This is a genomic window from Microbulbifer sp. ABF4_107 (assembly GCF_056312215.1).
Genome location: NZ_CM149983.1, coordinates 512,049 through 524,805, shown reverse-complemented (window position 1 = coordinate 524,805; position 12,757 = coordinate 512,049). Strand labels below are relative to the sequence as shown.

The following is a 12,757-nucleotide window of genomic DNA, read 5'->3' as shown; positions in this document are numbered from 1 at the left end:
TCCCGCGCTTTACCTCCTGTGGCGGCAAGGCACCGGGTATAAGGTTTCAGAACCGCTGTGAATACGTCCCTGTACGCTGCGTCGGCAACATCCCTGTTGCCGACGCTTCTGAAACCTTATACCCGGCGCCTTTCCTTACCTTCGAATTTCTGTACCTCCGTTCGTTAGATCGCGCAAACCCTTGGCACACTTAATGCACTTCATGTTGTGGGACCGCCATGGAAAGCGGTAAGTATTTTCCCAATCAAGGGGTAACCAGCGAGGTAAACACTCATGAAGTACTACTCACGTCATTTTGTAAAACCCGGCGACCTGAACCCAGCCCAACGTCTGTTCGGCGGCCAGGCACTGGCGTGGATAGATGAGGAGGCAGCCATTTTCGCGGGGTGCCAGATGGGCACCGCAAATATTGTGACCAAGCTGATGTCAGAGATTGATTTCGTCAGCTCAGCAGTTTGCGGGGATATTGTGGAATTTGGTTTTGAAGTGACGGACATCGGCCGCACGTCGCTGACGGTACATTGCGAGATGCGCAACAAGCTGACGCGGGAATTGATTGTCCGGGTTGAGCGGATTGTGTTTGTGGCGCTGGACGCAGAGGGCAAGCCGACCCCTCATAAAAAGGCCGGGATGACAGTAGCGGAGGCGGCCAATTCAACCGCGGAGGCCAGCGGGCTAGCGCTGGACCCTCAGCAAACCAAAAAAGCCTGTGGCAGCCCCCTGCCACAGGCTTTTGAATTTAAACGGCTTCAGAAATTAGCGCAGCAACAACAACGGCTGGTTGGTTTCCAGTAGCATTTTTGCGGTAACACTCCCCAACAGAAGATCGCGCAACTTGCTGTGGCTGAAGGCCCCCATCACAGTCAGATCGATATTGTGTTCCTGCTGGTAGGCGATCAATGAATCCACCGTGCGGCCTTCGAGGTTGGCACTGATCACATGCACCCCGCCGTTGCTCAGGGCCTCGGCACCTTCCGCCAGCACCGATTCCGCTTCATCGCCCACATACACCAGGTGGCAATCAACACCCTGGAATACCGGACTCGTTGCCACCATATCCAGTGCCTTGCGGGCAGACTCGCTGCCGTCGTAGGCAAGCATGATGGAGTGCGGCACTTTGAACTCGCGATTCACCACCAGAATTGGCTTGTGAAGTGAGCGCACAATTGACTCCAGCTGCGCACCCAATCCCTTGTTCGACTCCCCGTGCTCCTCACCGCGAATACCGAGCACCAGCACGCGGATATGATCTTCCAACTCCACCAGCGACTCGATCAGAGACCCGTGGCGCTGACAGGTAACCACCCGCTCAGCCCCCGCCTTCACCGAACGTTCCCGCGCGCTCTCCAGCATCTGCCGGCCCTGCTCCAGCAACAGTTTTGAACGCTGCTGTTCCAGATTGGTCAGCTCTTCCAGAAGTTCTTCCTGGCTACCCAGCCCGATACTGCCGGACAGGTCTGCAACTGCTGGCGTGGTTACTCGCTCGATATTGTGGAGAAGTTTGATCGGGGCAGATGCGCGGCTGGCAATCCAGGCGGCGTAATCGCAGACGGCACCGCTGTAGCGGGAACCATCGATACAGGTGAGTACGAGGGGGTCTTTCTGTTCGGCCATTTATTATTTTCTCTCTATCGCTAGAAATTAACCTTGCACTATAAACAGCGCATAGGGCAAGGCACAGAAATCCGAATCGAAGACTGGGTGGCGGGGCTGGGGTTTCAAAAGCGTCGGCGACAGGGACGTCGCCGACGCAGCGTACATGGGTGTATTCCCAGGGGGGCGCCTAGCCCGGTTTTGAAACCCCAGACCCGGTGCCCAGGCGCCACAAAACTAGCTACAAAGTACCCGTTAGTGCCCCCCCAGCACCTTCTCAATTTCTTCCGGCTTGTCATGAACACCGAAGCGGTCAACGATGGTGGAGCTGGCTTCGTTCAGGCCAATCAGCTCGACCTCGGCGCCCTCTCGGCGGAACTTCACTACCGCCTTGTCCAGCGAGTACACCGCCGACACATCCCAGAAGTGCGCCCGGCTCAGGTCAATCACCACTTTATCCAGCGCCTCTTTAAAATCAAACGCCGCCACAAACTTATCCGCCGAATTGAAGAACACCTGCCCCACCACAGTGTAGGTACGGCAATTGGTCTCCTCATCCAGCTCCGAGCTCACATACATAAAGTGGCTCACCTTGTTGGCGAAGAACAGGGATGCCAGCAGCACACCCACAAACACGCCAAACGCCAGATTATGGGTAAACACTACCACAATCACCGTGGACAGCATCACCAGATTGGTGGACAGCGGCAACTTGTTCAGATTCCGAATGGAGCCCCAGTCAAAGGTGCCGATGGACACCATGATCATCACCGCCACCAGCGCCGCCATCGGGATCACCGCCACCCAATCGCTCAGGAACACCACCAGGGTCAGCAGGCCAACACCGGCCACCAGGGTAGAAAGACGACCGCGGCCACCGGATTTCACATTGATCACAGACTGGCCAATCATCGCGCAGCCCGCCATACCGCCGAGCATTCCGGCACCGATGTTAGCGATGCCCTGGCCCTTACATTCGCGGTTCTTGTCGCTGTTGGTATCGGTCAGGTCGTCCACGATGGTGGCGGTCATCAGGGATTCCAGCAGGCCCACCACAGCGAGGCCAGCGGAGTACGGGAAGATGATTTTCAGGGTCTCGAAGTTGAGCGGAACATCCGGCCACAGGAAAATCGGCAATGTGTCCGGCAGATCGCCCATATCCCCCACGGTGCGGATATCCATGCCCAGAGTTACCGCGACCGCGGTCAGCACCAGGATGCACACCAGCGGTGACGGCAGGATCTTGCCGATCACCGGCACATAGGGGAACAGGTAGATGATGCCGAGGCCGGCGGCAGTCATGGCATAAACATGCCAGGTGACGTCGGTGAGTTCGGGGAGCTGGGCCATAAAGATGAGGATGGCCAGCGCATTGACGAACCCCGTGACCACGGCCCTCGAGACAAAGCTCATCAGGCTGCCGAGCTTGAGGTAGCCGGCGATGAGCTGCAGTACCCCGGTTAATAGTGTCGCCGCGAGCAGGTATTGGAGGCCGTGCTCTTTGACCAGCGTGACCATGAGCAGGGCCATGGCGCCGGTGGCGGCGGAGATCATGCCGGGGCGGCCGCCGACGAAGGCGATGACGACGGCGATACAGAAGGAGGCGTATAGGCCTACCCGGGGGTCGACGCCGGCGATGATGGAGAAGGCGATGGCCTCGGGGATGAGGGCCAGGGCGACGACGAGGCCGGCGAGCACGTCGCGGCGGATGTTGCCGAACCAGTCGTTTCTGGTGGACGACAGGAGGGTATTGGAGAACTGCATAACTGGGTGAGCCTGTCTGGGGAGTCTATCGGGCGAATCTTGTTCCAGCCCTGAATTAAGGGCGCGGATTCTAGCATCTTGGGGGTTGTGTCTAAAGAACACCCAAGTGGCCCGCGGCATTTATTCAACTCCGTGGCGGTGCCGCTACCGGGTATTCCTTTGCGAGACACGCCGTGAACCCATCCATGGGGGCTCTTCCGCGAGGTCCCTCTCGCGGAAGGTCTCGCAAAGGAATACCCGGTATCGACACCTTCGCATCAAACCGCAGTGCACCTCACCCAATCCTGTTGTCGTACTTTCCAACCCCTGTCCGCCCCCACGGACACAGTCTGTCCGGACACTTTTTGCGGACACTTCGGCCTACACCCAACACCTTCAATGAAATTTATTTTTCTTACAAATCAAATACTTAATGGGAAATCACGCTTTGGCACGGCAATTGCGATAAGGCCGCTGCATCCGAAAAATCCACTTTGCATCCGGGGCCGCGAACACCCGCATCAAAGTGACAGAAGAACAGTTTCAAAGTACTTGGGAACAACATGATCAGAGATACCTCCGGGCAGGACGTCCAACTCACTCCACAGAGCCCGTGGAAGAACCCGCGCCTGTTGAAGCGCGCCGGTCTTGGCATTGGGGCGGCAGCATTTGTGGTTTGGGGGCTGATGAGCTGGCAGAGCACGAATGCGGTGGATGCGAGCGTGTCGTTGTCGCGGATCAATATCGCGGCGGTGGAGCGTGGGGATCTGGTTCGGGATCTGGTGGTGCAGGGGAAGGTGGTTGCGGCCAATAGCCCTACCCTGTTCAGCCCGGCGCAGGGGATTGTGAAGTTTGCGGTGAAGGCCGGTGATGCGGTTGCGCAGGGGCAATTGCTGGCAGAGGTGGACAGTCCGCAGCTGCAAAACCAGTTGGCCCAGGAGAGCGCGCTGTACAGCAAGCTGAGTGTGGAGCTGGCGCGGCAGAAGATTCAGGCTAAGCGCCAGCGTCTGGAGAACACCCAGAAGGCGGATCTTGCCAAGGTAGACCTGACCGCAGCACAGCGAGAGCTGAAGCGCGCAGAGATTTCCATGGAGAAACAGATCATCTCCCAACTGGACTTTGAGAAGGCCAGCGATGACCTGGCCCGTGCGGAACTGGAGTACAAGCAGGCGGTACAGAACTCCCAGCTGGAAAACGAAGCCCTTGCCTTTGAGACCCAGACCCTGCAACTGCAGGTGGACCAGCAGCAGCTTCAGGTAGAGGAACTGCAGCGCAAGGTAAATGAACTGCAGATCGTCTCTCCCGTCGACGGCACCATCGGCAGCCTGGCGGCCACCCAGCGCTCCGCTGTCGCCGCCAATGCACCACTGCTCACCGTGGTGGATCTCACCAGCTTCGAGCTGGAAGCCGCAGTCCCGGAAAACTACGCCGATGACCTCGGCCTCGCCATGGCTGTGGAAATCAATATGGGGGGTAAAAAGCTGCCCGGGGAAATCACAGCGATTGCCCCCGAAGTGATCAACAACCAGGTCACCGCCCGCGTGCGCTTTACCGGCAGCCAGCCGGAGAACCTCCGACAAAACCTGCGCCTTACCGCGCGCGTACTGCTGGAAAACCGCAACGACGTCATGCTCGTCAAGCGCGGCGCCTTCCTCGATCAGACCGGTGGTCGCTTTGCCTGGAAGCTGAACGACCAGCAACAGGCGGTGAAAGTACCTATCACCATTGGCGCACTGGGACTGAACCAGGTTGAGATTGTTTCCGGCCTGGAGGAAGGGGACCAGATCATTACTTCCTCTGCGGAGGAGCTGGATAAGGCGCAGCTGGTTGCGCTGAAAGACTGATCAAACAAACTGAACTCTGATGCGAAGGCGCTGATACCGATTGTTGTGTGCGAGACCTTCTGCGAGAGGGACCTCGCAGAAGAGCCCCCATGGATGGGTTCACGGCGTGTCTCGCACACAACAATCGGTAGCAGAGCCGCCCCAAAATTTGAAAGAACTCACGAACACAAGGCTACCAAGACAAGGAAATCCACCATGCTCAAAATGCACAATATCCGTAAAAGCTATCGCACCGATACCATTGAAACTCACGCACTGCGTGACTTCAGCCTCGAAGTCAATGAAGGGGAATTTGTCTCCGTTACCGGCCCCAGCGGTTCCGGCAAAACCACCTTCCTCAATATCGCCGGCCTGCTCGAAACCCCGACCGGCGGCCAGTACCTGCTCGACGGACAGGAAGTCGGCAACCTCTCCGACCGCGACCGCTCGCGACTGCGCAATGAAAAAATCGGCTTTATTTTTCAGGGCTTCAACCTGATCCCGGATCTCAACCTGTTCGACAACATCGACGTGCCCCTGCGCTATCGTGGCTTCAACGCCAAAGAACGCCGTCGCCGTATCGAAAAATCCCTCGAACAGGTCGGTCTCTCCGCCCGCGCCAAACACCTGCCCGCACAACTGTCCGGCGGTCAGCAACAGCGCGTCGCCATCGCCCGCGCCCTCGCTGGCGAACCCCGCTTTCTGCTCGCGGACGAACCCACCGGCAACCTCGACTCCCTGATGGCACGCCAGGTCATGGAACTACTGGAATTCATCAACGAATGGGGTACCACCATCGTCATGGTCACCCACGACCCGGATCTCGCCCGCCGAGCGCAGCGCAACATTCAGATTGTCGACGGTCAGGTTTCCGATCTTCGCCAGAACATTGCGCAGCCCGAAACCGCCACCGCATAAGCTGAATTCGCATTGCTGAATAAGAGAAAAGGACACCGAAATGATCGGCTACTACATCAGCCTCGCCATGCGCAGCCTGCGGGGAACACCTATATTGAGCGCGCTTATGATCGCCGCCATCGCCGTAGGTGTGGGCGCATCCATGACTGTGATGACCTTGAACTACATGATGTCGCAGAACGCACTGGAGCATAAAGACAAGGTCCTCTATGCCGTGCAATTGGATAGCTGGGACCCGAACCAGGCCGCGGATACCGCCAACGAAATTCCCTGGCAGCTCACCTACCCCGATGCGGTTGCCCTGCTGCGCTCGGATATTCCCACCCGTCAAATCGCCATGCACCGCTTCGGTTTTACCGTAAACCTAGACGAGTCCGAGATTCGCCCGTTTACCGCCAATACCCGCGTAACCACCCGGGATTTCTTTTCCCTGTTCGACGTACCGTTTGAATTCGGCGGCACCTGGAACAAGGAGGCGGATAGCGCCGCGGTGCAATCGGTGGTGCTCAGCAAAGAAACCAATGAAAAACTGTTTGGCGGTGAAAACAGTGTCGGTAAGGTTGTAAAACTGAACGGTGAACCCTTTACCGTCGTCGGTGTGCTCAAGCACTGGAACCCATCACCCAAAATTTACGACCTGAACAACAACCCCTTCGCAGACGCCGAAGAGCTGTATATCCCCTTCGGCTTGCACCGCAAGTATGAAATCTACAGCTGGGGCAACACCAATGGCTGGACAAGCAGCGCACCGGAGGGCGCCGAAGGCTACGAGCGATTCCTGCTCGGAGAACATGTGTGGATTCAATTTTGGGTAGAACTGGACAACGCTGAGCAGAAGGAAGCGTACGAGCAGTTCCTCACCGGCTATATCCGCCAGCAGAAAGAACAGGGCCGCTTTGAACGTCCACTGAAGTTCGCCCTGTCGCACCCGTCTGAATGGCTGGTTCTAAATGAAGTACTGGATAACGACAACCGGGTACTGGGCTGGGCATCGCTGGCCTTCCTGTTAGTGTGCGTGGTCAATGCTGTTGCCCTACTGCTGGCAAAATTTTTGCGCAAAGCACCGGAGGCCGGCGTGCGCCGGGCGCTGGGCGCAAGTCGTAACGCCATATTCACCCAGCACCTGATCGAAAGCAGCTGTATCGGTGTGCTTGGCGGATTGCTGGGTATCGTCCTCGCACTGGCCGGTTTGACCGGTATTCGCGCACTGGCGATGGGCCAGGTAGACCAGATCGCCACCATGAACTGGGAAATGATGCTGGCCGCTGTCGGCCTCGCCATCTTCGCGAGCATTCTCGCCGGCCTTTACCCGGCCTGGCGCATCAGCCGCACCAACCCATCCGTTTACCTGAAGACCCAGTAACCCAGAGAAAAGGAAAAGAACATGTTCGAGCTAAATCCCATGTTGTCCGCCCTCTGGCGCAACAAGGTATCCGCATTGCTGATCGCCCTGCAGCTTGCACTCACTCTTGCCATTGTGAGTAATGCCAGCGTGATCGTAAAAGATCGTATGGAGCAGGTGGCGCGCCCCACCGGCATGGATGTGGAAAATATTATCGCCGCAACCTATATGCCCATCCCCACTGAATACGATATGGCAGGAGCCGTCGTAGCTGACCTGGACCTGCTGCGCAGTACACCTGGTGTTGTGGATGCCTCGGTGACCAACCAGATTCCACTGTCCGGATCGGGTTCCGCGGGCACCTATTTCACTGAGCCCAATCAGGAGATCGGTGGCGAAAACGCCAACTACTATCAGGTGGACTCACACTTTATTAACACCCTCGGCCTCAATCTGATCGAAGGTCGCAGTTTTGCTCCTGCCGACGAGCACGTTATCGGACCGAATGACCAATATCACAGCAAAATGGCAGTGGTCAGCAAGCAGTTTGCCGAAAAGCTGTACCCAGGTGAATCGGCTATCGGTAAGTTTTTTTATAGCGGAGCCGATGATAACCCGGTGGAAATCATCGGTGTGGTCGAGCAGCACCTGGGTGCCTGGCCGGGCTGGTCCCGCGCAGGCAACGTCGTTTTCTATCCACTGCTGGTCACTGGCAATCACAAACGCTACCTGATCCGAACCGAACCAGGGCAACGGGACGAGGTGTTCAAAAAAGTGGAGGATTTGCTCAACAAGCGTGACCCTCAGCGTGTCGTGCATGTGGAGACCCTGAGCGAAAATGTGGAGCGTACCTACATCAGCGACAACATCATGATCAAAGTGCTGTCTCTGGTAATGGCCCTGCTCACCTTCATCGTCGCTCTCGGCATCATCGGCCTAACCATTTTCTGGATCAACCAGCGCACCAAACAGATCGGTATCCGCCGTGCACTGGGTGCCACCCGCGCCAATATCAGCCGCTATTTTCTGGTAGAAAACGCCCTGATTGCCGGTACCGGGCTGGGGCTGGGCACCGCCGGCGCACTGATTATCAATCAGCTGATGGTAAGTGAATTTTCACAACCTGCTCTTACATTACCGCTGCTTACCGTGTGTGCGATAGTATTGTTGCTCGTGAGTGTTGCTGCCGCGTTGATGCCGGCCATGCGCGCTGCGAATATCTCGCCGGCAATGGCAACACGTAGCGTGTAATCGCGGATTCGAAGTTCAATATGCGATGAGAAGGTCCTGCTGCCGGCAGGTGGTTCTGGGACCTTCTAAAACAGGGATGTTTTAGGAGAGCCCCCATGGACGGGTTCACGGCGTGTCCCAGAACCACCTGCCGGCAGCAGGACCGCCACAGAATTGACTACAAAGGACAGTTAATTGGACAAGGTCCTAATCATCGACGACAACACCGGCATCATTTCCGCCCTGACCCTGTTGTTGTCCCTCCACGATATCCAAACCCTCTCCGCCATTACCCCACAGGCGGGCCTGCAACTGTTGCGGGAAAACTCGGATGTTGGCCTCGTCATCCAGGACATGAACTTCACTGCGGACACCACGTCCGGTGAGGAAGGCCGCGCGCTGTTTTTTGCCCTGCGCGAGCTGCAACCGGATATCCCCGTTATCCTGCTCACCGCCTGGACCCAGCTGGAAATGGCGGTAGAGCTGGTCAAGGCCGGTGCCGCCGATTACGTCGGTAAACCCTGGGACGACAACAAACTGATCGCCACCATAAAAAATCTGCTGGAGCTGCACGAGCTGCAGCAACAGCAACGGCAGTCCCAGAGCCGCGCGCAACAGGCGCGGGAGCAACTACAGCAACAGTTCGACCTGCAGGAAATTGTTTACCGCAACCAGAGCGTGCAGACGCTGCTGGAGATGGCCACCCAGGTGGCCCACTCCGATGTGCCTGTTCTGATTACCGGCCCGAATGGCGCAGGCAAAGAAAAAATCGCCGATATAGTCCAGGCCAATTCCAGTGTGAAAGATGGCCCCTTTATCAAGGTCAATGTCGGTGCCCTGCCGGAAGAGCTGATGGAAGCGGAACTGTTTGGCGCCGAGGCCGGCGCCTACACCGGTTCCGGCAACAAGGTACGTCAGGGCCGATTTGAGGCCGCCGACGGCGGCACCCTGTTCCTCGATGAAATCGGCGAGCTCTCCGCCAGTGGACAGGTCAAACTGTTGCGAGTACTACAGACCGGCGAATTCCAGCGCCTCGGCAGCAGCCAGACCCGCAAGGTTCGGGTGCGTGTAATCAGCGCAACCAATAGCAACCTGCAGCAGATGATTGGCGATGGCAGCTTCCGTCAGGATCTGTTTTATCGACTCAATGTGATCGAGCTAAAACTGCCACCACTGAGTGAGCGCCCGGAAGATATACTGCCGCTGGCCCGCGGTTTCCTCGCCAGTACCGGCAAGCAATTGAGCCCACAGGCACAGCAGTGCCTGATGCGCTACAGTTGGCCCGGTAACGTGCGCGAACTGCAGAATGTGATGCAGCGTGCTGCGGTACTGACCAGGGGCGACACCATCGACGAGGCGACCCTCGCGCTGCCGGAAGATACCCAGATCAAGGTACCGGACCACAGTTTCGAACCCAGCCGCGAACTGCTGGAACAGACCCTCGCCAGCTGTAACGGCATTATCGCCCAGGCAGCGCGCGAACTGGGATTAAGCCGGCAGGCCCTGTATCGCCGGCTGGATAAATACGGAATTCCCTACTGATGCCAAGTGGCGCTAGCCCCAAAACCTCCATTGAAGGAAAACTGTTTGCCACCGTTTTACTCTCGGTGGCACTCGGTACCGGCATCCCATTGGCGCTGTTGCGACTGGATGCGCACCCGCTGCTTGCCTGGAGTGCAGGATTGCTACTGGCACTACTACTGGCCTTCGCTCTCCTGCGTCCCATTACCCGCAACCTGAACCGCGCACTGCAAAGCCTGGAAGGCGGCCTGCTGAATTTTCGCGATGGCGACTTCTCTATATCACTGGCTCTCAACCGCGATGATCAGCTGGGGCAACTGGCGGAACTGTACAACGAAGTGAGTGAAATTCTGCGGCGGGAAAGAGCCCATATCCACCAGCGCGAACTGCTGCTGGACACGGTGATTCAGAGCTCGCCACTGGCACTGCTACTGATCGACCAGAGCGAACACATCATTTATGCCAACACCAGTGCACGGCACATGCTGCACGATGGCAAACCCTTGCAGGGGCATTTGCTGGGACAAATTCTGCCGCTGTGCCCACCGGAACTGGCACAGGCCATTGAGCAGAAACAGGATGGTCTCACCAGTTATCTCGATGGCGAACGCAGCCACACCCTGCATATCAGCAACAGCACCTTCGTACTGAATTCACAAAAGCATCGCCTGATTTTATTGCGGGAAATGACCCGGGAGCTGACCCGAGCGGAAGTTCAGGTGTGGAAAAAAGTGATCCGGCTGATCAGCCACGAACTGAACAATTCCCTTGCCCCCATTTCATCCATGGCCCACAGCGGAAAATTACTGTCGGAAAAAATCGATTCCCAGCAACTGGCCGGGGTATTTGATGTGATCGCCGATCGCTGCCGGCACCTGACGGAGTTTACCCAAGGGTACGCGCGCTTTGCCAAATTGCCACCGCCATCCCCGGAAGAAGTGCACTGGTCGACACTGGCCAAACGGCTGCAACCGCTGCACCCTTTTGCATTGAAAGGTGAGATACCTCTGCGGCCCGGTTATTTTGATCCGGCACAGATTGAACAGGCCTTGTTAAACCTGCTGAAAAACGCCAGCGAATCCGGCAGCGACGAGGGCGAAATTACCTTGCAGATTGAAACCGACGTACACGGCCAACTGTTGACCGTTTCTGATCGAGGCAGCGGCATGAGCGACAAGGTGTTACAGCAGGCACTGCTGCCATTCTATTCCACCAAACCCCAGGGGGTCGGACTTGGCCTGGCGCTGTGCCGGGAAATCGCCGATGCCCACGGCGGGCAGATTCGGCTGCACAACCGAGCTGAGGGAGGGCTGAGGGTCAGCCTGTGGCTGCCCTGGCCCGAGTCCAGTTAAGATCGCAGACTGATCGCAAGCCGGCGAGTACTGCTAAACATCCAGCCCCTGACAGCGCAGCCCCTCACTATACATCCAGCACTTGCCGCCTTCCGGGCAGGGCGCGTCTACCGCCATTGGCGAGGTACCTGCCGGGCACTGGGGGGCACGCCCTGCGGTGCACCAGGCACCGGTATCCAGCTGATAGCAAACAGAGTCGTCCATCAGGCAAGTACTTGCCGTGTGAACCTCCGTGTGGCCCGCAAAACAGTTTCGCGGGTAAGCCGGCATCAAATTGGCAGGCTGCGGCCGCTGGTAATAGGTTGCCGGCGTACCGGTAAGGTCACACCAGAAACCGTCAAGACGGGCCGTATTTTCCAGGCCATCACCTGTCGTACTGGCACATCCGGAGAACAGCAGGATCAGCAAAACAAAAAGCAGGCGCAGCTGCATATCACTTCCTCTGTGAATAGCGCAAAGTTACTGGCGCCCACTGTATCGGTATTACTTCTCGTAAACGATACAGCGACGGCCACCGGAAATTTCGTAGCACTGGGCGGTGGCCGGGCAAATAGAACCCGGCGCCAGTTCTTCCGCATCCCCGGGACAACCGTCGTAATTGGTTTTTTGCTCCGCGTGTGCCGGCGCACGGGGAATAGGTGCACTGTTAGGGTAGACCACCTGATCACGCACGCTGCTGGTACCACAGGCAGACAGCAACGTTGCCGCCGCCATCAGGGATAAAATCGTCACTCGTTTGCGCATGGGGTCTCCTTAACATCTATTCCAACACCCGCCATTCCCGACTGGCTCAATACACTCGCATTACCGGGAAAAACCAGCAGGCAGAACCAACTCGATTACTTTCAACGTCCGTTGAACACTGGCGGCTGGCCGCGGGAGGTGCCGCCGCATTTGGCAAATAATTACCCACTTCGACAAAATCTGCACTTTGTGTTTTATCGTCGGGGTTGAAAAAGAAAGGGTCATAACTGTTTTCGTTTCCATACGGCACGAACATACAACCCTGTATACACAGTGTGGCGCCCATTGCCACAGCTGCAATCCCTGTGCGCTTCATGACTCACCTACCTCGCAACTTGATCACTACCTGACCACCGCCGGGAACTCCACTCTCCCGACATCCACTCACTGTTAATTTCAGTTTAGCGCGCAGGAAGCGTTCGACGACGCTGTTCACGTTTTAACCAGTATTAAATGCGCGGGAATCAACGCAGGAGAGAGTCTCGCGACGC

General features: G+C 57.2%; 12 protein-coding genes. 7 read left to right on the top strand and 5 right to left on the bottom strand.

Annotated features, from left to right (window positions below):
• The first annotated feature begins 273 nt into the window (after window positions 1-273).
• Window positions 274-795, top strand: coding sequence for an acyl-CoA thioesterase (locus ACYX4K_RS02010; protein WP_475093766.1), 522 nt, complete (start codon window positions 274-276; stop codon window positions 793-795).
• Here the strand turns inward: ACYX4K_RS02010 and ACYX4K_RS02005 are convergent.
• Complete coding sequence (locus ACYX4K_RS02005) at window positions 757-1,614, bottom strand: universal stress protein (protein WP_475093767.1); 858 nt, start codon at window positions 1,612-1,614, stop codon at window positions 757-759. The genes ACYX4K_RS02010 and ACYX4K_RS02005 overlap by 39 nt on opposite strands.
• A 234-nt stretch (window positions 1,615-1,848) precedes the next feature.
• Window positions 1,849-3,357: a SulP family inorganic anion transporter gene (locus ACYX4K_RS02000; protein WP_475093768.1), complete on the bottom strand. Its 1,509-nt coding sequence runs from the start codon at window positions 3,355-3,357 to the stop codon at window positions 1,849-1,851.
• 542 nt (window positions 3,358-3,899) lie between these two features.
• Between ACYX4K_RS02000 and ACYX4K_RS01995 the strand changes: the two genes are divergently transcribed.
• The 6 genes from ACYX4K_RS01995 to ACYX4K_RS01970 all read left to right on the top strand — a co-directional run bounded on the left by ACYX4K_RS01995 (window position 3,900) and on the right by ACYX4K_RS01970 (window position 11,522).
• Complete coding sequence (locus tag ACYX4K_RS01995) at window positions 3,900-5,180, top strand: efflux RND transporter periplasmic adaptor subunit (protein ID WP_475093769.1); 1,281 nt, start codon at window positions 3,900-3,902, stop codon at window positions 5,178-5,180.
• 195 nt (window positions 5,181-5,375) lie between these two features.
• Window positions 5,376-6,077, top strand: coding sequence for an ABC transporter ATP-binding protein (locus tag ACYX4K_RS01990; protein ID WP_231759694.1), 702 nt, complete (start codon window positions 5,376-5,378; stop codon window positions 6,075-6,077).
• Between the two features lie 40 nt (window positions 6,078-6,117).
• On the top strand, window positions 6,118-7,440 hold the full coding sequence (locus ACYX4K_RS01985; RefSeq protein ID WP_475093770.1) for an ABC transporter permease: 1,323 nt from the start codon (window positions 6,118-6,120) through the stop codon (window positions 7,438-7,440).
• A 21-nt stretch (window positions 7,441-7,461) separates the two neighbouring features.
• Window positions 7,462-8,670, top strand: coding sequence for an ABC transporter permease (locus tag ACYX4K_RS01980; RefSeq protein WP_475093771.1), 1,209 nt, complete (start codon window positions 7,462-7,464; stop codon window positions 8,668-8,670).
• Window positions 8,671-8,844: 174 nt separating this feature from the next.
• Complete coding sequence (locus ACYX4K_RS01975; RefSeq protein ID WP_475093772.1) at window positions 8,845-10,191, top strand: sigma-54-dependent transcriptional regulator; 1,347 nt, start codon at window positions 8,845-8,847, stop codon at window positions 10,189-10,191.
• Complete coding sequence (locus ACYX4K_RS01970; RefSeq protein ID WP_475093773.1) at window positions 10,191-11,522, top strand: sensor histidine kinase; 1,332 nt, start codon at window positions 10,191-10,193, stop codon at window positions 11,520-11,522. Before ACYX4K_RS01975 ends, ACYX4K_RS01970 begins: the two co-directional genes overlap by 1 nt.
• Window positions 11,523-11,555: 33 nt before the next feature.
• Here the strand turns inward: ACYX4K_RS01970 and ACYX4K_RS01965 are convergent, their stop codons facing one another.
• From ACYX4K_RS01965 to ACYX4K_RS01955, 3 genes are read right to left on the bottom strand one after another with little or no spacing between them, the layout of a single operon-like run.
• On the bottom strand, window positions 11,556-11,954 hold the full coding sequence (locus ACYX4K_RS01965; RefSeq protein WP_475093774.1) for a hypothetical protein: 399 nt from the start codon (window positions 11,952-11,954) through the stop codon (window positions 11,556-11,558).
• 51 nt (window positions 11,955-12,005) lie between these two features.
• Window positions 12,006-12,266, bottom strand: a complete 261-nt coding sequence (locus ACYX4K_RS01960) for a hypothetical protein (RefSeq protein ID WP_299595724.1) — start codon at window positions 12,264-12,266, stop codon at window positions 12,006-12,008.
• A gap of 46 nt (window positions 12,267-12,312) precedes the next feature.
• Window positions 12,313-12,582, bottom strand: coding sequence for a hypothetical protein (locus ACYX4K_RS01955; protein ID WP_475093775.1), 270 nt, complete (start codon window positions 12,580-12,582; stop codon window positions 12,313-12,315).
• Between the last annotated feature and the right edge of the window lie 175 nt (window positions 12,583-12,757).

What these genes read in the sequence shown, in the direction of transcription:
- ACYX4K_RS02010 (WP_475093766.1), top strand. Translation starts at nt 274, where the DNA reads ATGAAGTACTACTCACGTCATTTTGTAAAACCCGGCGACCTGAACCCA.
- ACYX4K_RS02005 (WP_475093767.1), bottom strand. Translation starts at nt 1,614, where the DNA reads ATGGCCGAACAGAAAGACCCCCTCGTACTCACCTGTATCGATGGTTCC.
- ACYX4K_RS02000 (WP_475093768.1), bottom strand. Translation starts at nt 3,357, where the DNA reads ATGCAGTTCTCCAATACCCTCCTGTCGTCCACCAGAAACGACTGGTTC.
- ACYX4K_RS01995 (WP_475093769.1), top strand. Translation starts at nt 3,900, where the DNA reads ATGATCAGAGATACCTCCGGGCAGGACGTCCAACTCACTCCACAGAGC.
- ACYX4K_RS01990 (WP_231759694.1), top strand. Translation starts at nt 5,376, where the DNA reads ATGCTCAAAATGCACAATATCCGTAAAAGCTATCGCACCGATACCATT.
- ACYX4K_RS01985 (WP_475093770.1), top strand. Translation starts at nt 6,118, where the DNA reads ATGATCGGCTACTACATCAGCCTCGCCATGCGCAGCCTGCGGGGAACA.
- ACYX4K_RS01980 (WP_475093771.1), top strand. Translation starts at nt 7,462, where the DNA reads ATGTTCGAGCTAAATCCCATGTTGTCCGCCCTCTGGCGCAACAAGGTA.
- ACYX4K_RS01970 (WP_475093773.1), top strand. Translation starts at nt 10,191, where the DNA reads ATGCCAAGTGGCGCTAGCCCCAAAACCTCCATTGAAGGAAAACTGTTT.
- ACYX4K_RS01965 (WP_475093774.1), bottom strand. Translation starts at nt 11,954, where the DNA reads ATGCAGCTGCGCCTGCTTTTTGTTTTGCTGATCCTGCTGTTCTCCGGA.
- ACYX4K_RS01960 (WP_299595724.1), bottom strand. Translation starts at nt 12,266, where the DNA reads ATGCGCAAACGAGTGACGATTTTATCCCTGATGGCGGCGGCAACGTTG.
- ACYX4K_RS01955 (WP_475093775.1), bottom strand. Translation starts at nt 12,582, where the DNA reads ATGAAGCGCACAGGGATTGCAGCTGTGGCAATGGGCGCCACACTGTGT.